Origin of the sequence: Pseudomonas sp. JL3 (genome assembly GCF_031570575.1) — a bacterium.
Lineage (GTDB): Bacteria > Pseudomonadota > Gammaproteobacteria > Pseudomonadales > Pseudomonadaceae > Aquipseudomonas > Aquipseudomonas cucumis.
On sequence record NZ_JAKWJK010000006.1, the window covers coordinates 162,196 to 181,961 of the forward strand.

16 protein-coding genes are annotated in these 19,766 nt (G+C 51.7%); 6 read left to right on the forward strand and 10 right to left on the reverse strand.

What is annotated here, in order from left to right:
• Positions 1 to 10: 10 nt before the first annotated feature.
• The 10 genes from MMG91_RS13475 to MMG91_RS13520 form a co-directional block, all read right to left on the reverse strand.
• The gene (locus MMG91_RS13475) at positions 11 to 367 is read right to left on the reverse strand and encodes an SMR family transporter (RefSeq protein WP_310659874.1); all 357 of its coding nucleotides are present in this window, start codon (positions 365 to 367) and stop codon (positions 11 to 13) included.
• Positions 364 to 1,200 (reverse strand): sugar phosphate isomerase/epimerase family protein, encoded by an 837-nt coding sequence (locus MMG91_RS13480; protein ID WP_310659875.1) that lies wholly within the window; start codon positions 1,198 to 1,200, stop codon positions 364 to 366. The genes MMG91_RS13475 and MMG91_RS13480 overlap by 4 nt, the downstream gene beginning before the upstream one ends.
• Entirely contained in the window at positions 1,197 to 1,979 is a 783-nt protein-coding gene (locus tag MMG91_RS13485) for a pyridine nucleotide transhydrogenase (RefSeq protein WP_310659876.1), read from the reverse strand. The genes MMG91_RS13480 and MMG91_RS13485 overlap by 4 nt, the downstream gene beginning before the upstream one ends.
• A 15-nt stretch (positions 1,980 to 1,994) precedes the next feature.
• Positions 1,995 to 3,143 carry an FAD-dependent oxidoreductase gene (locus MMG91_RS13490; protein ID WP_310659877.1) on the reverse strand — a complete coding sequence of 383 codons (1,149 nt, stop codon included), beginning with the start codon at positions 3,141 to 3,143 and terminating at the stop codon, positions 1,995 to 1,997.
• The gene (locus tag MMG91_RS13495; RefSeq protein ID WP_310659878.1) at positions 3,143 to 4,168 is read right to left on the reverse strand and encodes a glycosyltransferase; all 1,026 of its coding nucleotides are present in this window, start codon (positions 4,166 to 4,168) and stop codon (positions 3,143 to 3,145) included. Before MMG91_RS13495 ends, MMG91_RS13490 begins: the two co-directional genes overlap by 1 nt.
• A gap of 82 nt (positions 4,169 to 4,250) precedes the next feature.
• Positions 4,251 to 8,531, reverse strand: a complete 4,281-nt coding sequence (locus tag MMG91_RS13500) for a glycosyltransferase (RefSeq protein WP_310659879.1) — start codon at positions 8,529 to 8,531, stop codon at positions 4,251 to 4,253.
• Entirely contained in the window at positions 8,518 to 9,891 is a 1,374-nt protein-coding gene (locus MMG91_RS13505; RefSeq protein ID WP_310659880.1) for an ABC transporter ATP-binding protein, read from the reverse strand. Before MMG91_RS13505 ends, MMG91_RS13500 begins: the two co-directional genes overlap by 14 nt.
• Positions 9,881 to 10,708 carry an ABC transporter permease gene (locus MMG91_RS13510; RefSeq protein WP_310659881.1) on the reverse strand — a complete coding sequence of 276 codons (828 nt, stop codon included), beginning with the start codon at positions 10,706 to 10,708 and terminating at the stop codon, positions 9,881 to 9,883. The genes MMG91_RS13505 and MMG91_RS13510 overlap by 11 nt, the downstream gene beginning before the upstream one ends.
• The gene (rfbC, locus tag MMG91_RS13515) at positions 10,708 to 11,253 is read right to left on the reverse strand and encodes a dTDP-4-dehydrorhamnose 3,5-epimerase (RefSeq protein WP_310659882.1); all 546 of its coding nucleotides are present in this window, start codon (positions 11,251 to 11,253) and stop codon (positions 10,708 to 10,710) included. Before rfbC ends, MMG91_RS13510 begins: the two co-directional genes overlap by 1 nt.
• A 619-nt stretch (positions 11,254 to 11,872) precedes the next feature.
• Complete coding sequence (locus MMG91_RS13520; RefSeq protein ID WP_310659883.1) at positions 11,873 to 12,859, reverse strand: glycosyltransferase family 2 protein; 987 nt, start codon at positions 12,857 to 12,859, stop codon at positions 11,873 to 11,875.
• A gap of 525 nt (positions 12,860 to 13,384) precedes the next feature.
• On the opposite strand from MMG91_RS13520, the gene MMG91_RS13525 reads away from it, so the two are divergent.
• The 6 genes from MMG91_RS13525 (at position 13,385) to MMG91_RS13550 (ending at position 19,731) form a co-directional block, all read left to right on the forward strand.
• A complete protein-coding gene (locus tag MMG91_RS13525; RefSeq protein ID WP_310659946.1) occupies positions 13,385 to 15,379 on the forward strand; it encodes a nucleoside-diphosphate sugar epimerase/dehydratase in 1,995 nt (664 codons plus the stop codon).
• 112 nt (positions 15,380 to 15,491) lie between these two features.
• Positions 15,492 to 15,827 (forward strand): helix-hairpin-helix domain-containing protein, encoded by a 336-nt coding sequence (locus tag MMG91_RS13530; RefSeq protein ID WP_310659884.1) that lies wholly within the window; start codon positions 15,492 to 15,494, stop codon positions 15,825 to 15,827.
• 207 nt (positions 15,828 to 16,034) lie between these two features.
• A complete protein-coding gene (locus MMG91_RS13535; RefSeq protein WP_310659885.1) occupies positions 16,035 to 16,829 on the forward strand; it encodes an SDR family oxidoreductase in 795 nt (264 codons plus the stop codon).
• 32 nt (positions 16,830 to 16,861) lie between these two features.
• On the forward strand, positions 16,862 to 18,136 hold the full coding sequence (fabF, locus tag MMG91_RS13540; RefSeq protein WP_305446412.1) for a beta-ketoacyl-ACP synthase II: 1,275 nt from the start codon (positions 16,862 to 16,864) through the stop codon (positions 18,134 to 18,136).
• Positions 18,137 to 18,210: 74 nt separating this feature from the next.
• Positions 18,211 to 18,864, forward strand: coding sequence for a GntR family transcriptional regulator (locus MMG91_RS13545; protein ID WP_305502784.1), 654 nt, complete (start codon positions 18,211 to 18,213; stop codon positions 18,862 to 18,864).
• Positions 18,865 to 18,879: 15 nt separating this feature from the next.
• Positions 18,880 to 19,731, forward strand: coding sequence for a DUF1989 domain-containing protein (locus MMG91_RS13550; protein WP_310659886.1), 852 nt, complete (start codon positions 18,880 to 18,882; stop codon positions 19,729 to 19,731).
• The last annotated feature ends 35 nt before the right edge of the window (positions 19,732 to 19,766 follow it).

Sequence of the window (19,766 nt, forward strand, 5' to 3'; positions counted from 1 at the left end):
TTGTTTCCCTTTACGCTACGCGCGCTGTAATTAACGCAACACCTGCAATTATTAAGAAAATACCGGCCACCGTTGTCCAGTAAAAGTTCTCACGAAATATTAATACTGAAAATAGCGCGACAGTTGCCACAGCTCCTGCTGTCAGAACCGGGTGTGCTACATTCAAGGGCAGCTTGGTCAATGCTGCAGCATAAAGTAGAAAGGCTGCTCCATATAATACAAGGCCAAGCCAGAATGGCCAGTTACTCAGCGACTCAAGCGGCGTTTGAATAGATGGAAATTTTCTAGGGGGGATCATAGCCATCTTAACGAGAACACTCGCGGATGCATTAGAAAGTATGCCCATAATTAAAATTAGCCATTTCATCGTTGCAGGTCCGCTAGTTTATTACAGTATTTGTTAACGGCGACATCTAGTGAACGCTTAATTGATACGATATGAGGCTCATTAACCGTGGCTAGCATTTCGATAGTTAGTAGTGTTTGGGGCAAGAAGGAGTCCAAAGCTAATCGTATCGAGTCGTGGTCAGTAGATCCGTCGCCAAGAGGAACTAGGTTTGGTTCGCTGATATGAATGTGACCGATTAAGTGTGCAAAATTCTTAATAATTATAGTCGGGTCCTCATTGTTTAACGTGATTGCCCCAGTATCCAGTTGCATCTTTATTGCTTGGTGATTCGTGTGCTTTACTACTTCGGCTGCTTCTGCGCTCGTAGTCATGAAATTCGAATTATAAATTGGAGGGTTTGGCTCTAGGCAAACCAGTACTCCGTGGCGAGCGGCAATATCGCCAAGACTGTAGAAAAAGGCACCTGCAGCATCCAACGCTTCCTTATCACTCAACCCTGATCTATCACGATTTTTCGGAGATCCGAAAACAAGGCGTTTAGCTCCTAGCCCTGCACCTATCCGACATATCGCATCTAAGTGCCGTAGCATCTCTGACTGTGAGTTTGGTGAACCGAACATATTCAATCCAGTTGTCCCAAATAACAAAGCCTGCATACCTGTAATTTCGATTCCTTGTTCCAGCCACCAATTTCTAACGGTGGCAATTTCGATGTCCGACGTGCTGAGTGGCTCAGGGAAATATTTTCCAGGGGCTATATCGATAGCATTGACATTATAGCTATGCAAGAGCTCGACAATAGAAGAATCTTCTTCAACGGACCATGCTATATTCGAAATTGATAGTCTCATGGTTTTTTACCGGAAAGAACTTGCTGGTATTGATTATAGGATCTTATGGCCTGAATGGTTTCGCGCACACCATATAGGTAACTTCCCGATGCGCCATAAATATTTGCATACTGTGTTTGCATATCATATCTTGCGCTCTCGGCCGAGCATTGGTTTTCGAAATTTTTTCCAAATCCGTACTTTGATACATCCGAAACAGATATAGGCTCTGCTGTTAAATGAATTATTCTAATGTTTGCCTCTCTCGCAATGTTTATATCTGCCCAGAGGTTTACCATAGGGTAAAATTGAAAGACTGCTTGGCTGTCAATGCTTTGGGTGTTGTTATTGTGCTGAAAGTCGTAAATTACGTTTTTCCGAAGACCGGGCCCAACCAGTCCTGGAAGACGAACTATCAAGTGGCGCTCAAAATGTTGCTCCACAAACTTTTCTAATCTTCGTCGATTTAGACCATACGCTTGAAGCTCATTTTCATTTATAGGGCTGGCTTCATTTACACCAATAGGTGAGTTAAAAACGTCTACGGTACTAATTAGAATAAAATTGTTGCAGCTTATGGTTTTTAAATGACTAATAATCGCATCAATTATTTCCCGGTCTTTTTCGGGATTTTTGTTGGCAATCCATTTTTGAGCGGGCGCTGCTGCGCACACTACGGTATCAAATGATTTTCCATCAATCTCTTGAATGTTCGTCGAGCGATAATGAAACTCAAATTGAGTTTGGTTCAGAAGGGTGCTCCCCACGAAACCCGATGATCCAATGAGTGCGTCAGCCATTAATTACTCCAGTATTCAGCTTTCGATAATCGGTGAGTTAATTAATATCTCGGTGTCTAGTTTTTCAAATATATCGTAGATATTATCAATTTTCCCGCCCAATATTGAGTAACACCCAGGAAGCTCTGTATGTTTCTCAAATAGTATGGGCCTGCCATCATCGCTTTCATTTTTTGTCAAGACGGTTTTTACTTCGAAAAGTGATTCGATGTGATGTGCCTTTATAATGCTAGGTATATATCTGCTAACATCTCTGATCATCCTATCAGTACGAGAGCTTCGGTTGTATTGCTCTAGTTTGAGATATGGGTCTACACCGAAGTTGTCTTTCCAGCTTAAATGAGGTGTGTACCTAACGTGAGATAGAGTATGTAGGTCACGAGATGGGAAAGGCATCAGTGAAAAGAAAGGGCCATCCATAACAGTTATGCCTAAATCTGAAAGCTCGGGCGGCATTTTTACAAGAGCCATCTCGGTAATTTCATGTTTTAGTTTCGAAGATAGAGATCTGAAATCGCCAGAAAACTGATTTAATCCACTATAAGTGCAGTTGAATACAGTGCGGGTTTTAATGACATGGCTGTGGGTCAAGTTGCTAATAAGTTTGATGCCAAGTTGTTCTGTGTTTAAGTTGCTTATTTGTGTTGCTCGAGTGCTATAAAGAATTTTTATATTTAATCGATTGAGTTCCCTTGTAGCCCAGTCACATAGTTTTTTCGAGTCAAAGGCATACTCTTCGACTAAAAAGGCTTTCTCAATCAAATGAGGTTCAAATAAGCCTTTCAAGGATGCGTCGATTGGTTTTACGGATGCCCCTATTTCAGAGCAGAATCTTTCAAATTGTTTGGCTGTGACCTTTGAGTTTCTACGAGCAATGGCATAGATTTTGGTGAAGTCTTGTTTGATTACCTGAGGCCAATCTTTAACAAAGCGTGGTAAGTTAACTCTGCTACGATAGGCTGTTGTGAAGCTTCTAGGGTAGTGATACCCATTATGAACGCGAGCTTGATTGTTATATGAGGCGCGTGTCATTAACTGCGCTTCTTGTTCAATAACTAAGATTCGCTTGATGCCTCTTGTTGATGCGAGATAAGTTGCGATCGAAACGCCGTAGAAACCTCCTCCTATTATTACGGCATCATAATCGTTGGCGGAATTTTGCATTACTTATCTTGCTCCTGGTTGGAGGCGTATTGAAGAGGGGAGGTATAATTGTTTTCTTCGATGTTTAATTTCTCTTTGCGATTTATTATGGAGCTAGTGAATTCTTGTGCTACATGATATAGAGGTCCCTCGTTAGACGAGTGAGCCATATGAAGAATGTATTCGCCTAGAACTAATAGAACTAATGATATTAGGAAAAACATACCTGACTGTTGTAATGATAAGCTGGCCCATCCTGACGCGACATCGGGCTTGAATAGCCAGATTGTTACAACGTAGATTGAGTATATTAAATTAGAAAAGGCACCGAAAAGAGAAAGTGATGTAACAAGTCGCATAGGTGCACGGGTAGTGGACACGATCATTCTCATGCCCCGATCAATACTCTCGCCTAGACGGCGGTCTTTTTTTGGTTTGGTTTGAGAACAGTATTCAAGATTGACTCTAGCGAATCCCCCTGTCGCCGGAAGGTGACGGTAGGTCATTGCTGGTTGAGGGTGTTGTAGTATGAAATTTACTACGCGTTTACTTAGGATGCGATATTGGGGAGCTTCATTAGCTAAGTGTATACCGTTAAACCACTTGTAGAGCTTGTTGAAAATGGAGAAAGCGCTTTTGTATAAAAAACCTTGATCGGATTTATTCTTGTTATTGGCGAATACAACGTCGGCACCTTCAACAGCCTTGCTCAACATCTCATTCAGAAACGTAATGTCGTCAGAAAATGGATCAATTACGGCGACAAAATCACCTAGAGCATTTTCCAAGCCAACCCATGATGCGGTATCGGCATCTACAGATTTGGTAAGGGCATATACCTGTAAGTTTGGCAGGCCTGATTCGTCTGTTAGTCTTTTCAATATGGAGACTGAACAATCATCCGATGCGTTATCTACTACTATTAACTCGAAGTCACTTACTTGACCTTCGATGAGTTTTACGGTGTCGGCGAGTAGAGGCTCAATTCTATCGGACTGATTTCTCAGAACCATAACAACGGATAAAAATATCGGAAAATAAGCCACGGTTTACTCCAGCGTCTTCGTTAAAAAGCAGGGGGCGATTATATATTTCGCCCCGCTGTGCAGCATAAAAATTACCAGTGTGTCACTTTGATGATCGAGTTCGATTGTGCACTCTTGGAGGCCAGGCTAGACTAAAATCTTCATGATCAAGAGTAAGGTTAACGTTGTAGATGTAGTCGTAAGATATGTTTGGCCACCGGCTTTGCATATATAAAACCTCTTGTTGGAATCGTTGTTTTTTCAGTGGCGTATCTTCTAATCCGCGCGTAGCCGATTCATGGTGATAAAGCTCTGCGTAGGGAGTCCAAACATTTCTGTAACCGGCCTCAAATACTCTTAGGCAAAAATCAACGTCGTTAAAGGCTATCTTCAGATTGGTTTCGTCTAAGCCATTAACTTCATTGAAAATTGATTTTCTAATCACCAAACATGCAGCTGTCACTGCGGAAAACTCTTGAGTCAACCCCCCTCTACAGAAGTATCCATAGTCGCCTTTCGGAAGATACTTATGAGAGTGGCCAGCGACACCGCCGATACCTATAACTACTCCACCATGCTGAAGTCTATTGTCTGGATACCAAAGCCTTGCACCCACTGCACCAATACCAGGCTGTAATGCAATAGATACCATCTCATCTAACCATTCTGGTGTGATTACCTCGATGTCATTGTTAATTAGACCTACAAGCTCACCGCGAGACTTTTTAACAGCTTCATTGTTTAGAGCTGAATAGTTAAAGGGGCCGTCATCACGTAGTACTGTTATGTTCTCTTCCTGGTTTATTTCTTCAAAGTACTTGATGGACTCTGGGTCGTCCGAACCATTGTCGACGAGAATAATTTCGTAGTTTGGATAGGTCGTTAGCTGCTTAATGCTATCAATACATTGCTTAACCAACACATGCGCATTCCGAGTCGGAATGATCAAGCTAACCATCGGAAGAACATCTGGCAGTTGATAATGGATGCGGTACATACCCATAGGCAGTAACTCGGTCGTACCAATATTACCTTTCCGCTGCAGGTGCTCGTCGAGGGCCTTTACACCAGCCAGGGCTGCATATGGCTTCTCGTCGCCGGCCATTGCCGTGCTGCCACTGTGCATCCGCCAGTGATAAAGCACTCGAGGGATGTGGATGATTTCATCGCGGCTAAGTTTCTCGACGCAGCGCAGCGCCAGATCATAGTCTTGCGCACCTTCGAAGCCCACACGGAACTGACCAACCTCATTCACAAGGTCACGACGGTAAACGCCCAGATGGCAAATCATGTTTTGTGAGCGGAACAGATATTCGTTCCAGTCGGATTTGAAATAAGGCGAGCTTCGCCGGCCTTGGGTGTCGATTTTGTCTTCGTCGGAGTAGATCAAACCTACATTCGGGTTTTCGAGGATGGTGCGAGCAACCCAGTACAGAGCGTGTTCTGGTAGCAGGTCGTCGTTGTCCATCAGCGCAATATATTGACCTTTGGCTATTTCCAGTGCCGAGTTGCTGGCACGGGATATATGACCATTTTCAGGTCTGAAAACCACCTCAATTCGCTGGTCTTCAGCAGACAGTGATTTCAGGTAAGTGAGGACTTCCGGATCTGTTGAGGCGTCGTCCGCGAGACACAGTTGCCAGTTCGGGTATAGCTGACCTTTGACGCTGTCGACGGCTTCGCGCAACAAGTCCAAGGGCGGGTTGTATACCGGCATGATTATGGAGATCAGCGGCGCGTCGTTCCAGCCATCGATTTCATTCGTCATGCGCGCTCGTGTGATCGCATCGATGGTGTCGTAGTACTTGATCCACAACTTGTAGTCGTGGCGATCAGGCACGTCTCGAGTTTCCTCGCCGGCGGAGTCTAGATTTTCCGGTCGATTCAGCCAGCGAAGACGAGCGATGACCCCGGCAGTGCCCTGGATCTTCCAGAGGCTATGCGCTTTTTTCAGGGTTTTTTGTACACCACCGCCACGTTTGATTATCTGGGGGATCAATCGCAGTACTTTTTCCAGGCGTCTTGTGAGAACGATTGATTTGCGCAGTGGAGCGGTGACAAGCCAGCTCGTCGAACCCTGCAATGCCCGTATCGTCAGGTTCAGATTATGTATATGTGTATTTTTTTCGTGGGCGAGCGTAGCTATCTCGTGGGTGAGCTTAGCTATTTCGGCAGATGAGTCTTGATCGAGTTTGGTGTTTATGCCAATCAGCAGTGGCATAGGGTCTTGCTCTTGGAGCTGCTTTTCGCCCAGACCTGGCTGAATTACTAAGCCCAGCTTTTCAAAGACATAACGATTATCGTGGCGATGGATTTTCAACTCCAATATCGAATTTTCTCGCGCGGATAAGCTATCCAGCGTAACGGGAAGAATAAAAAATACGTCTTCGGTCGTGCTCAGAAGAAATCTGCTTTCCCCGCTACTTTGGAGCAATTGAATGGCTCCTGAGCATCGGGATAGCTCTTCAAGCTTGCCAGACCATTCCCATTCGACGTTGTTGCCGTTAAGAATACGCAACGACGCTATAGAGAAGCAGGTCTGCTTATTGACGGGATCCAACCGCAAGAATGTCGACGATGCCGGGATGCTACTCAACGGGAAGGTCAAGGTTCGTTGGCCGAGCGTGATCTCGCGATGAATGACTGCTTGTTCGTTAAAGCCATCTTCCGTTTCCGCGTAGTACAGCGATGCACATAATTGAGCATCTGCATCCATAGCATGCGGATTGACAGGATCTTCTGGCAGCCAGTTCAGAAAAGTGTCACGCGCTCGACCGGTTACCTGCTCCTGGAAGCGGGACTCTTCGGTGATGTACTTATCCAGTTGTGCTGAGGTGACAGATAAACCTACAGCGTTGAATGCGCCAGATACGAACTCTCGACGAGTCAACTGCCGCTGACCTGCCGGCAGAGGACCGGTGCTGGCTAGAAGCAGCAGCAGCCCGCGCATCAATAGGTGGCCAAACTCGACACCCTCGCTGGCTTCCCACTCGATGTCGATGAGCTGTGGTGTGCCGTCGCTTTGTAGTACGACGTTTTGAGGTACCGCGTCGATGAACCTCCCTGGCAAGCGCTCATCTGCGCTGACCAATGGAAGGTTGATTCCTTGATCGGCCAGCAGATTTCGCAGGTGGTCCACATAGCTCTTCATGAACTCTGCAAACTGCTCCATCGACCAGTTCGAAATGCTGACAATCGAGAGGAAGTCCAGGCTCAGTACGCGCCCTTGAACGTAGCGGTCAGTTTCAGGAAGGATGTAGTTGAAGCCGCTGTCATCGGCTGCGGGCTTATCAGCGTTGAGTCGAGTGTATTGAACGCTGATGCCTTCGGGGGTTTCTACGAACAGCGCCTGTTTGCAATACGCAGCTTTTCGGCCGGTACTGAAGTGATAGGCCAGTACGTTATCGGCAATGGTCTTGTCGTCTTCGCACGAGGCGGCAATCAGGAAGGAGTTCGCCAGCTCCATTCCCAAGTGGTTATCGACGACGACAGGCCATGCTTTCTCAAGGTTGAAGAAAGTATCGAGCGGCAACTGCGGGTCTTTCTTAACGTTTTGAACGTTCAAGCTGCCCGAGTCGAAGTCTTTTACGGTGATGCCGCGTTCCGTAAAGATAGAGTTTGGAATTTTGTAGTCAGGACTTGGCGAAAGGAATTCCGAACGTTTGTAGCCCGCGCGTGCGATCAGGTCTGCAAGTTCTTTGCGACCATAGGTTTGCGGTTGTCCGGATGTGTAGCGACCTTCGATGCCGTACATCTTGATGCCGACATGGTCTTCGGGAGCGCCAGCGAAATATTTCAGGCCCAGCTGGTTCTCGATCGCAATGAACAGTCGGCCATTTGGTTTCAGAAGTTCGCGAATGCGTTTGAGCATCGCATAGGCCGGATCCGGGTCCGAGCTGAACATGCTGGCGTATTCGAGTACACCGATTAGCGTAATCGCGTCGAAACGCTCTTCGGTTTTGAAGTCGTCAAATCGTTCGGAGAGAACCGTAACGTTATCGAGATCTCGGGTCCGGCTAGCGGCGATAGCTGCCCGGCGTGGGCTGCCCTCCAAGCTCAAAACGTCACCGCCGCATTCGCCTAGATAACGGCTGATTGCGCCACAACCTGCACCAATCTCAAGGATACGTCCTTTGAGATGAGCTTCGAATGGGCGAAGGATGTTCCCGCGAGCTGAGCTGAGGTGGTAAAGAGTCGCCCAGTCGTGGCAGTGCCTGGAAAGCTCCACCGACAACACGGATACGTCGCTGGCATTGCGGACAATTTGAGCCAGGTGGTTTTCTGCGTGATCACCGTCGCTATAGGCAATGCCTTGATAGTCGGAGCGTAACCATACGCCTGTCTCTGGGCTACGGGAGTATCCGTTGCGCTCAAGCTCGAGCATTGTTATTTACCTGATCAAAATCCATGGAAACAGCCAAATCTATCAAGCCATGATGGCGAGGTGTGGGTGAGACGATGAAGTGGATGGAGTCATATCGGCGGTCGTGTGGGACGATTTCTTCGCCCTGGCGCGAGGCCAGCCCAACCGATATAAAATAGTCGCCGGAAGCCAGCTTGTTCTGAAAGCTCAGGCGCGCTTTGGCCTGAGTGCCTGCTGCTCCCATCTGGCTCATATCGTCGCAATCGAGCAAATAGGAGTTAGTACCGTAAATGGTCACTCCTTCTTTGGTTTTGATTGTGAATCCGAGTATTGGATTAACGACGAGATGGTTGAACCGGATAGCCAGAGAGAGGGTGACCTGTTCGCCTGCATCGATAGTGTTCGGGTACTCACGACCACCTGCGCTCAGGTGGAAGTCCAGCAAGGTTGCAGCGCCATCGCCCCAACGGTACTCATGAGGGTTATAGCCGACTTGGGTGGAGTACTTGTCTTCACCAAAACTAAGACTATCGTCTGCAAACGAAGTAGCAATTTCCAGTTCACTGGAAGCCGCTTGGTCCTGAGGCTGCTCGGTCTCGCCGTCTTGGCGTTTATCCCTACCGAACAAGATATCGAGGTATCGATTGATGACCGGGCGAGATTTATCAATCAGCTCGACTCGGCTTCGCTCCAGCAGAATCGCACGCGAACAATGCGTAACCACTTGCTCGCTGGCGTGAGTCACTAAAAGAATACTGGTGCCGTTGTCCTTCAACTGACGCAGGCGTTCGAAGCACTTGGCCTGAAATCTGGCGTCCCCTACGGACAGCGCTTCATCGACGATCAGGATGTCCGGATCTACTTGCGCCTGTACGGCAAACGCCAATCGTACCGCCATGCCGCTCGAATACGCTTTTACAGGCTGGTCGATGAATTCGCCAATGTCCGCGAAGCTGGCGATTGCATCGAATCGCTGGTCCACTTCATCGCGGCTTAGCCCGAGAACGGCTGCGTTCAGATAGATGTTCTCTCGCCCTGAGAACTCGGGGTTGAAACCTGAACCTAGCTCAAGCAGGGCGGCGATTCTGCCGCGGGTTTCTACCACACCTGTTGTTGGTGTCAGCGTGCCGCTGATGATCTGGAGCAGGGTCGATTTTCCGGAACCGTTTCGACCGACGATACCAACGGTTTCGCCTTTCTGTACGGTGAAATTGACGTCCCGCAGGGCCCAGAACTCTTTGCCGTAAGTGGTAACGGGGCGACCGACCATTCGTTGCAATCTGGGCACGAAGGCTTGCTTGAGTCGATCCTGAGGCTTTTCATAGGTATAAAAGCATTTGGAGACGTTACTAACGCTGATTGCAAAATCATCAGAGGACATCAGCAAATCCTTTACGTGTTTTTTGGAATACCCAATAGCCGGCAGCCGCCATCAGCGCCCCGATGGCCATTGCAACAAAAAGGCTATCCCATTGAGGCAAGTGTCCGAACAGCAAGATGTTGCGGCTCTCCTCGATGATGTAGGTGAGCGGGTTCAGCTTCAGCCATGGCTGATAGGCGGGGGGGAGTGCCGCCACTGGGTACAACACAGGTGAAAGAAACAGCAGAACGGTGGTCAGAACACCGATGACATGGCTGACATCGCGCAGAAATACGCCAAGCGACGCCAAAAGCCAGCTGATACCCAGGGTTCCCAGAACCAAGGGCATTAACACCAGCGGTAGCAGGGCCGCAGTCCATGGAAGATCGTGGGTCAAAAGCAACTGCGCGAGTACCAGGACGATCAAGCTTATGCAGGTATGGAACAACGCAGACCCTAGCGTGATCAGCGGCAGAATTTCCAGAGGAAATACCACCTTCTTAACGTAGTTACTGTTCGACAGAATCAGGGACGGTGCTCGGTTGGCGCATTCGGCGAACAGGCCATGCACGATCATGCCAACGAACAACAGAATCGCGAATTGACCCTTACCCGCATCCTGGCCGACCCATCGAGCCTTGAAAATCTCGGAGAAGACAAAGGTATATACCGCCAACATCAGGATTGGGTTGAAGAAGGACCATGCCAGTCCCATTACCGAACCTCGGTAGCGGCCGATTACTTCACGCCTGGTCATCTGAGCGATCAGTTGGCGGTTGTGCCAGAGGCTTCGCAGCAGGCTAAGGGGGCCACTTGCCGGGGAAAGATGCGGGTTCACTAGGCGAATACCTCGGCGTTTTGCATTAACACGGCCGCTTGGTCTTTGGTGGATAGCGCTGGTGCAGCGGTTAGTGGCCAATCAATTCCGATACTGGGATCGTTCCACGCCAGACTGCGCTCGTGGGTGGGAGCATAATAATCAGTTGTCTTGTACAAGAATTCGGCGCTCTCGGACAGCACCACGAAGCCATGGGCGAAACCTTCCGGAACCCACAGTTGCTGTTTGTTTTCAGCGCTCAGGTGGGCGCCTACCCATTTACCGAATGTCGGAGAGCTTTTGCGCAAATCTACCGCGACGTCGAACACCTCGCCTTGTGTTACGCGCACCAGCTTGCCCTGAGTTTGTTTGACCTGATAGTGCAAGCCTCTGAGCACCCCCTTTACCGAACGTGAATGGTTGTCCTGGACAAACTGGACGGAGCGTCCTACAGCTTCTTCAAACGCTTTTTGATTGAAGCTCTCGTAGAAGAATCCGCGGTCATCCCCAAAAACCTTTGGCTCGAACAGAATGATTTCCGGGATGGCAAGATGTGTGGCTTTCATCGTTATAAAGTCTCCACCAGAAACGAGGCGAGGTCTTTGCTACGGCCTTGGCGCAGTGGCAAGGAGGCAAAGTCATCGGAAAATCGGCTGTGTGTCCGGCGTTGGCTGTGGACAGTGTTCATACAGGTCAGGCGGGCCATGCTCGTTCGATTGACTGAGGCGATACTGAAGCGAATGAACTCACTCATTGTTTGAGGCATTTCTGACCGAGTGGTGAGGGCCATTCCACTTTGCTTCATTTCGTTCCTTCAGTTTTTCGGTATTGGACCAATGTTGTTTCGGTAGCCCGAGACGTCTTCCTGGCAAAAATGTTTCGAGATGACTGTCGATCATTGCCGCAGCCACCTGTCTCTCAAAGCCTGGAAAATTGGACTTTGGCGTATCCGCTGAAAATCGCCTGGCGAAAGCTTGAAAAACGTTCATCGCCTACATTTTTCAGCGCTGCCTGAAGTGAATTTTTTTTGATGGCCATTGGCTGGCTATTCTTCGCCTTGGGCGGGCGGCACCTTACCATATATGCGACTTGGAGGCATCCATTGCACTGCAATACCCGCAAGGTCAGGAGGCTGAGACCTGGTGTCGGGAATACTGGTTTTCCGGGTTGTTGAGCGGTGCTGCTTCAGATTTTGTTCAGGCATGCGGCAAGGAAAAGGCTGGCGTTACCTTTGCCAGTCTGACGATAGATACCAGACTCTTTCATCAGATAAAGCCTGCGCAACAGAGAGCTTTGACGAGCTTGCTCAAATTGCTCCAGTGTCAGCCGGTTTTCGGGCGTTAACTTCAACTTGAAATCGGCAAGTACAATCAGGTTTTGATTGCTCCACTCATTGAACCGTCCCGAACACATCTTGCCTAGGCGGATCAGGCGTTCTTTGAGCCCTGAGTTGGCGCCAATCAGGTTGCCGCCATGCTGTCGGTAGTCGAGCGTTGGCGTTTGATCGAAAACCACTTTGCCACCACATCCACTGACCAGAAGATAAGTCAGCCAATCGTGGGCTACGATGGTTGCGTCATCAGCCGTCTGCGCTAGCAACTCCCTTGTTTGGCGATTTATGAGCATCGTATTTGCCCCCGCAATGCTTTGTACCAGAGCGTTGCGGAAGTGTGGGGGAGCCAAAAAGCGCGGGGAGACGCCGATCACTTGCCGGTCAGCAGAGATGAGGCGAGTCCTGGAACAATAAAGTGCGGGCGTGTTTTGTGTATCTGCCAAGTTGGCGATGCTTCGTTCCAGCTTATCCGGGAACCAGATATCGTCTTGATCACTAAATGCAAAATAGTCAGCGTCAATGGATGGGTTTTTTATCAGCGACAAAAAATTCTTGGCGAAGCCTTGGCGCGGGCCTTCCAAGATGATTAAACGATCTTTTCCCTGTTCAGTTTGAAAGTCCTTCAGGAGCCTGATGGTTTCATCGCTTGAGCCATCATCCGATGCATAAATCACCCAGTTTTTGTGGGTTTGCATCGTGAACGACTCCAGTTGTTCGCGGATAAACTCGGAACCGTTATAGGTGCAAAGCAAGATGGCAACTTTGGCGTTGGTAGCCGTAAAGACGGTGCTCTCGTTGGCGCTCGCGTTCAGTTCGGGTATTTGGGGCTGCGTGTTCATTTTCTAATCTCAAACATTGCCGAATTGAATACGGTAACTGCGACTAAGCTGTAGTTTTTTGAGCGTGAGCAGTGTGCAAATCAGGACAGGGTTTCGGGGTAGTGGGGCGAAGCCAGTACTCGGAATTGTCTACGACCCGCACCGGGCGGCATTTTAAGATGGTTTTCCAGAAAAGTCTGTTCAGCAGGCACTTCATTGGGAAAAAGTGATCGCATATCAGAGGCGTGAAATGACAGCGTCCACCCGTCGAGGCCTTCGATTTTGTGGGTGAGTGGCGGGAAGACGAGTGCTAGCTATGCTGGCTCAATCAATTTCTCCGCGTCTGTTGAGGTAGATTCAGTGTCCGAAGGATAGATTTTTCTGGATTGATGGTGTGGCAATTGCGATTGCTTCCCATCAAGGCTGATTTGTTGATTTATGCTGCGGGATCAGACACTTATATATGATGTGCTGAAACTGCTCAGACGAGTACAATCCAATCGCGCATGTTAGGTGAGGGAGTGGGGAATAGTGTTCGATGATGTTATGGAGAGACTCAGGACATTTCTAGTAGGGCTGCCACGTCGTAAAAAGCGACTGATACAGGTTGCGACAGACGTCGTATTGGTGTGGGCCGCTCTCTGGCTTGCCTTCATCGTCCGCCTCGGCGTCGACGACATGTACAACCCGCTGAAGGTCCACTTCTGGCTCTTCGTCTGCGCGCCTGTTATAGCCATCCCCTTATTCATCCGCTTCGGCATGTACCGAGCGGTCATGCGCTATTTTGGCAACGATGCCCTGATAGCCATCATTAAGGCTGTCAGCCTTTCGTCGCTGATCCTGGCGGTTGTCGTTTATTGGTACAGCAACCACCAAGCCGTCGTCCCACGCTCCATCATCTTCAACTACTGGTGGCTAAGCCTCGTCATCATCGGCGGCCTGCGCCTGTGCATGCGCCAATACTTCATGGGCGACTGGTTCACCGCCGCCCAGCACGTACCGTTCACCAGTCGCGATGACGGTCTGACCAAAGTCGCCATCTACGGCGCAGGCGTGGCAGGCAATCAGTTGGTTGCTGCGTTGCGCATGGGCCGAGTGATGCGTCCAGTGGCATTCATCGACGACGATTCCAGCATCGCCGATCGCTCTATCTCCGGCCTCCAGGTCTACAAACCCAAACACATCCAGCAGATGATCGACGTCACCGGCGCCCAGGAAATTCTCCTGGCCCTACCGTCATCCACCCGCGCACGACGCCGGGAAATTCTCAATCTGCTGGAGGCCTATCCCCTCCATGTGCGAAGCGTCCCGAACTTCACCGATCTGGCCAGTGGTCGGGTCAAGGTCGAAGACATTCAGGAAGTGGACATCGCTGACTTGCTGGGTCGCGATGCCGTGCCAGCCCAGGCCGATTTGCTCGAACGATGTATCAAAGGCAAGACCGTGATGGTCACTGGCGCTGGCGGATCGATCGGTTCGGAGCTGTGCCGGCAGATCTTTTCCCTTGGCCCGACCACGCTTCTGCTGTTTGAGCACAGTGAGTTCAACCTCTACAGCATCCTGTCGGAATTGGAGCAACGCGCCTGCCGTGAGTCGGTAACGGTCAAGTTGTTGCCCATCCTCGGCTCCATCCGTCATCCGCACAAACTGCTGGATGTGATGAAGACCTGGCGCGTGGATACCGTTTATCACGCGGCCGCTTATAAGCATGTGCCGATGGTCGAGCACAACATTGCCGAAGGCGTGCTCAACAATGTCATTGGCACGTTGAACACTGCTCAGGCTGCCTTGCAGTCGGGTGTGGCCAACTTTGTGTTGATCTCCACCGATAAAGCCGTTCGTCCGACCAACATCATGGGCAGCACCAAGCGTCTGGCGGAGTTGACCCTTCAGGCCCTCAGTCGTGAAATCGCCCCGGTACTGTTTGGCGACAAGGCCAATGTATCGCGGGTCAATAAAACCCGTTTCACCATGGTGCGTTTTGGCAATGTGTTGGGGTCGTCCGGTTCGGTGATTCCGTTGTTCCACAGTCAGATCAAGTCCGGCGGACCGCTGACGGTCACGCACCCGAAGATCACCCGTTACTTCATGACCATTCCCGAAGCCGCCCAACTGGTGATTCAGGCCGGTTCCATGGGGCAGGGGGGGGATGTGTTCGTGCTGGATATGGGCGAACCGGTGAAGATTGTCGAGTTGGCGGAGAAAATGATTCACCTGTCCGGTTTGAGCATTCGCTCCGAGCGAAATCCCCAAGGCGATATCTCAATCGAGTTCACTGGCCTGCGTCCGGGCGAGAAGCTTTACGAAGAGTTGCTGATCGGGGATAACGTCGCTGCAACGTCCCATCCGATGATCATGTCCGCCAACGAAGATCATCTGCCTTGGGATGTGCTCAAGGGCCGTTTGACCGAACTGTTGTTGGCTGTCGAGGAGGACGACTACTCCCGCGTGCGCCAGCTTCTGCGCGAAACGGTCAGTGGCTACACCCCCGACGGCGAGATTGTCGACTGGATCCACCAGCAACGTCGTCTCGAGCCCTGATTGTTTCACATCCTGTAACTAACACATTTTTGACAGCTCCATCACATCGCCTAGGTTTAGGGGGCAGCTTCGGAAAAGCTGCTTTCTCAATCGATGTCATGGAGCTTCATTTATGCGTACTGGCTATTTCTACTCTCTGGTTTTTGCCCTGCTCACCAGCGCCTCTATTGCAGCCATTGCTGCGCCGACGGCTGTGCCAGAGGCTGCCAAGTCACCCTTGATGCTGGACGTTGCCGCCACGGCTCAAACCGGTAAGGTCGACCTCAATGGGGCCGATGCGACGACTCTGCAGCGCGAGTTGGCCGGGATTGGTGAAGCGAAGGCCAAGGCGATTGTTGCGTATCGTGAGAGTAATGGGCCGTTTTCGTCCGTTGACGAATTGCTGGAAGTGAAAGGGATCGGCAAAGCCATTCTGGACAAGAATCGCGAGAAGCTGGAAGTGAACTAAGCTTGTAAATCCACACCAAGAGGCCGGTCATTGACCGGCCTTTTTGCATATTGCTATAGGGGTGATCAGGCGCCTTTCATCGGAGGACAAAAAATTATGGCTATCATATGGCGTTTAAATTATGCCTATAATAAATTCATCATTCGCTGAAGCGCTCTGACATTCATGCGCTTCGCCTTCCCTCAAGCATCCTCCAGGAGCATTGTCATGAATTCTGTCCCGACCCAAGGTACGGCCCTTGTCACCGGCGCATCTTCCGGTATCGGTGCGATTTACGCGCAGCGGTTGGCGGCTCGTGGTTTTGATTTATTGCTGGTGGCCCGTGATCAGGCACGGCTGGAGACTGCAGCGAGCAAGTTGCGCGCTGCGCATGGCGTCCAAGTGGAAGTTCTGAAGGCAGATCTGACGCAAAAGGATGATGTATTGAAGCTTGAGCAGCGTCTGCGCAGCGATTCGAGTATCAGCCTGTTGCTGAATAACGCCGGTGTCGCGGCGGATGGTTTGCTCGCCAACGCGGATATGGATCAGCTGGAGCGTTTGATTCAGCTGAACGTCACCACGGTGACGCGGCTGGCCTCGGCAGCGGCGGCCGGGTTTTCCAAGGCCGGTCGCGGGACGATCATTAACATTGCATCCGTGGTGGCGTTGTTTCCGGAGCGGTTCAACGCGACGTACAGCGCGAGCAAGGCTTATGTGTTGAGCCTGACTCAGTCGTTGAACGCCGAATTGCAGGGCACCGGGGTCCAGGTTCAAGCGGTGTTGCCAGGCGTAACACGCACTGAGATCTGGGAGCGTTCCGGTATCGATGCGACCCAGATTCCGGCGGAGATGGTCATGGAGGCGGAGGAGATGGTCGACGCGGCGTTGTCGGGGCTGGATCAGGGTGAGTTGATCACCATTCCTTCGTTACCGAATGCTTCCGAGTGGGAAGCCTTCATGGCGGCGCGTCATGCGATGGCGCCGAATCTGTCCAGAAGCACGGCCGCCCCGCGTTACAAGTGAGGCACCATAAATCGGCTTGAGGTATTTGCGTTATGAGTAATCGTCGAGTAGTGGTAACGGGCATGGGCCTGGTGTCGCCGTTGGGTAGTGGTGTTGAAGCGGTTTGGGCACGTCTGTTGGCCGGGCGATCCGGGTTGCGGGCGTTGCCGGACGAAGTGGTGGCCGATCTGCCGGCCAAGGTCGGTGGCGCGGTGCAGACGCTGGCGGAAGATCCCGAGGCGGGTTTTGATCCGGATCGGGCGACGTCGCCCAAAGAGCAGAAGAAGATGGATCGCTTCATTATGTTTGCCATGGAGGCGGCGCGTCAGGCAGTGGAGCAGGCCGGTTGGCAACCGCAGGACGCCAACGCCCAGGAACGCACTGCCACCATTATCGGTTCGGGCGTGGGTGGTTTCGGCGCGATTGCCGACGCGGTGCGCACCACCGACAGCCGTGGCCCGCGCCGTTTGTCGCCGTTCACCATTCCTTCGTTTCTGGTCAACCTCGCGGCGGGCCATGTGTCGATCCAGCACGGTTTCAAGGGGCCTTTGGGGGCTCCGGTAACGGCGTGCGCGGCCGGAGTTCAGGCGATTGGTGACGCGGCGCGGTTGATTCGATGTGGCGAGGCGGATATCGCAGTGTGCGGCGGTGCGGAGGCGGCGATCGATCGGGTCAGCCTGGCCGGGTTCGCGGCGGCCAGGGCCTTGTCCAGCGGTTACAACGATACCCCGGAGCGCGCCTCGCGACCGTTTGACAGTGGTCGCGATGGCTTTGTGATGGGTGAGGGCTCGGGCCTTCTGGTGATCGAATCCCTGGAACATGCTCTGGCACGCGGTGCTCAACCGTTGGCCGAGCTGGTCGGTTACGGCACCAGTGCCGATGCCTATCACCTGACCGCGGGGCCTGAAGATGGCAGCGGTGCGCGTCGGGCGATGTCGCTGGCGTTGGCTCAGGCGGGCATTTCGCCGGCGCAGGTGCAGCATCTCAATGCTCATGCGACTTCAACACCGGTTGGCGATCTTGGGGAATTGGCGGCCATCAAGTCGTTGTTCGGCTCGGACAACAAGATAGCGGTAACGTCGACCAAGTCCGCGACCGGGCATTTGCTCGGCGCCGCAGGCGGGATCGAGGCGATCTTTACGCTGTTGGCACTCCGCGATCAGGTGGTACCGGCCACGCTCAACTTCGATAACCCGGATCCAGCCGCTCAAGGCGTGGACATCGTTCACGGTCAGGCGCGTCCCATGAATATCGATTACGCGATGTCCAACGGCTTCGGGTTTGGTGGCGTGAACGCCAGCGTGTTGTTCAAGTACTGGGAGGGCTAGTTCACGGCGGGAGATGGCACGAATAGTGATTACTCATTCGCTGACGATTGTTGAACAATCACGAGGCATTGAGTATGAACAGCGGATTGTCCCTGGCCGACCACATCACATTGGAGTTACGCGCTGACATCATCGGCGGTCGTTTGCTGCCCGGCATGGCGTTGGTGGAAAACGATCTGGTGTCGGCTTACAACGCCTCGCGAAACACGATTCGCGAGGCGTTGCATCGTCTGGGGCAGGAAGGGCTGACCCGTTATGTCCGCAACAAAGGTGTGATGGTGCGTCGGCTGGGGAGCGATGATGTGCGCGATCTGTTCAAGGTCCGCCGTACTCTGGAACTGCAAGCCATCAGCGCCAGTCAGCCATTGCGTGAATATCAGTCCGACCGGATGCTCGAAGCCCTGGAGGCCACCGAGCTGGCCCGGGAGCGCGAGGACTGGCGCGCGGTCGGCACCCACAGCCTGGCATTTCATCAACACATTGTTGGATTGCTGCGCAGTCCGTTGTTCGATGAGTTCTTCACCAACGTCGTCGCGCAACTGCGCCTGGTGTTTTGCACCGCTCCCGACGAATCACGTTTTCAGGCGCCCTGGCTGGCGCGTGACCGACAGATACATGACTTGCTGGCCGACGGCGATAAGCGCGCGGCCGGGGATGCCATGAGCCTTTATCTCGATGACTCTGAACACCTCCTGTTGCAGATGCTTGCCCCTTCTTCCCATCACTGATCGAGGATTTGTGCCATGTACAAAGACTATCCGGCGGCCTATCAAGTCAGCAAAGGCTCGGCCTTGCAGGTAGACACGGCTTTCTACGAGAGAGTCCGGGACAAGAAAGAGGGGCGTACGCTGATCGAACAGTTCGAGGTGCTGATCCGCACCGGCCGCGCCTGGAATGTGCCGGCCGGGCATGTGTTCAGGGTCACCACCCCTGTCGGCCCGCAAGTCGGGGATTTCAATGTCTGGAATGCCCACGATCCGCGCGAACGTTTGTGGGCGGCGCGGACCCGGCAGTTGCAAGGGGCGCATGTCAGCACCCATGACCGGCTCTGGTCGAACCTGCCTTTTTTACGACCGCTGGTGACCATCACCGACGATAGCCTGGCCGGCTACGGCATCGACGAACATGGCGGGCGTTTGCACGACTTGCTGGGGACGCGCTGCGATCCGTATGTGAACAAAATGCTTACGGGCGAGGACTTCCATCATCACTGTCACTCGAATTTGACTCGCGCAGTGTTACCCCATGGCCTGACCGAGTTTGACGTGCATGATGTGCTGAACATTTTCCAGTGCACCGGCCTGAACCACGACGACATGTACTTCATGAAAGCCTGTCCGGCACAGAAGGGCGATTACCTGGAGTTCTTTGCCGAGATTGATTTGTTGTGCGCGCTGTCGACTTGCCCGGGTGGGGATTTGTCACTGGCCATGTGGGGGCCGGATGCGCAGGATCCGCTGAGTGTGTGTCGCCCGTTGGGGGTGGAGATTTTTCGGTTGGAGGATTCGTTACTTGAGGGCTGGAGCCAGCCGGAGCGTGCGGCTTACAAAGGGCTGCATGGCTTGCACATTGCCAAGGCCGATTGGGAAAAGTAGAAACGCAAAACCCTGTCATTCAATGAGAATGACAG

Bases quoted from the DNA above. Each gene is read 5' to 3' on its own strand.
- MMG91_RS13475 (WP_310659874.1), bottom strand. From the start codon at position 367: ATGAAATGGCTAATTTTAATTATGGGCATACTTTCTAATGCATCCGCG.
- MMG91_RS13480 (WP_310659875.1), bottom strand. From the start codon at position 1,200: ATGAGACTATCAATTTCGAATATAGCATGGTCCGTTGAAGAAGATTCT.
- MMG91_RS13485 (WP_310659876.1), bottom strand. From the start codon at position 1,979: ATGGCTGACGCACTCATTGGATCATCGGGTTTCGTGGGGAGCACCCTT.
- MMG91_RS13490 (WP_310659877.1), bottom strand. From the start codon at position 3,143: ATGCAAAATTCCGCCAACGATTATGATGCCGTAATAATAGGAGGAGGT.
- MMG91_RS13500 (WP_310659879.1), bottom strand. From the start codon at position 8,531: ATGCTCGAGCTTGAGCGCAACGGATACTCCCGTAGCCCAGAGACAGGC.
- MMG91_RS13505 (WP_310659880.1), bottom strand. From the start codon at position 9,891: ATGTCCTCTGATGATTTTGCAATCAGCGTTAGTAACGTCTCCAAATGC.
- rfbC (WP_310659882.1), bottom strand. From the start codon at position 11,253: ATGAAAGCCACACATCTTGCCATCCCGGAAATCATTCTGTTCGAGCCA.
- MMG91_RS13520 (WP_310659883.1), bottom strand. From the start codon at position 12,859: ATGAACACGCAGCCCCAAATACCCGAACTGAACGCGAGCGCCAACGAG.
- MMG91_RS13525 (WP_310659946.1), top strand. From the start codon at position 13,385: ATGGAGAGACTCAGGACATTTCTAGTAGGGCTGCCACGTCGTAAAAAG.
- MMG91_RS13530 (WP_310659884.1), top strand. From the start codon at position 15,492: ATGCGTACTGGCTATTTCTACTCTCTGGTTTTTGCCCTGCTCACCAGC.
- MMG91_RS13535 (WP_310659885.1), top strand. From the start codon at position 16,035: ATGAATTCTGTCCCGACCCAAGGTACGGCCCTTGTCACCGGCGCATCT.
- fabF (WP_305446412.1), top strand. From the start codon at position 16,862: ATGAGTAATCGTCGAGTAGTGGTAACGGGCATGGGCCTGGTGTCGCCG.
- MMG91_RS13545 (WP_305502784.1), top strand. From the start codon at position 18,211: ATGAACAGCGGATTGTCCCTGGCCGACCACATCACATTGGAGTTACGC.
- MMG91_RS13550 (WP_310659886.1), top strand. From the start codon at position 18,880: ATGTACAAAGACTATCCGGCGGCCTATCAAGTCAGCAAAGGCTCGGCC.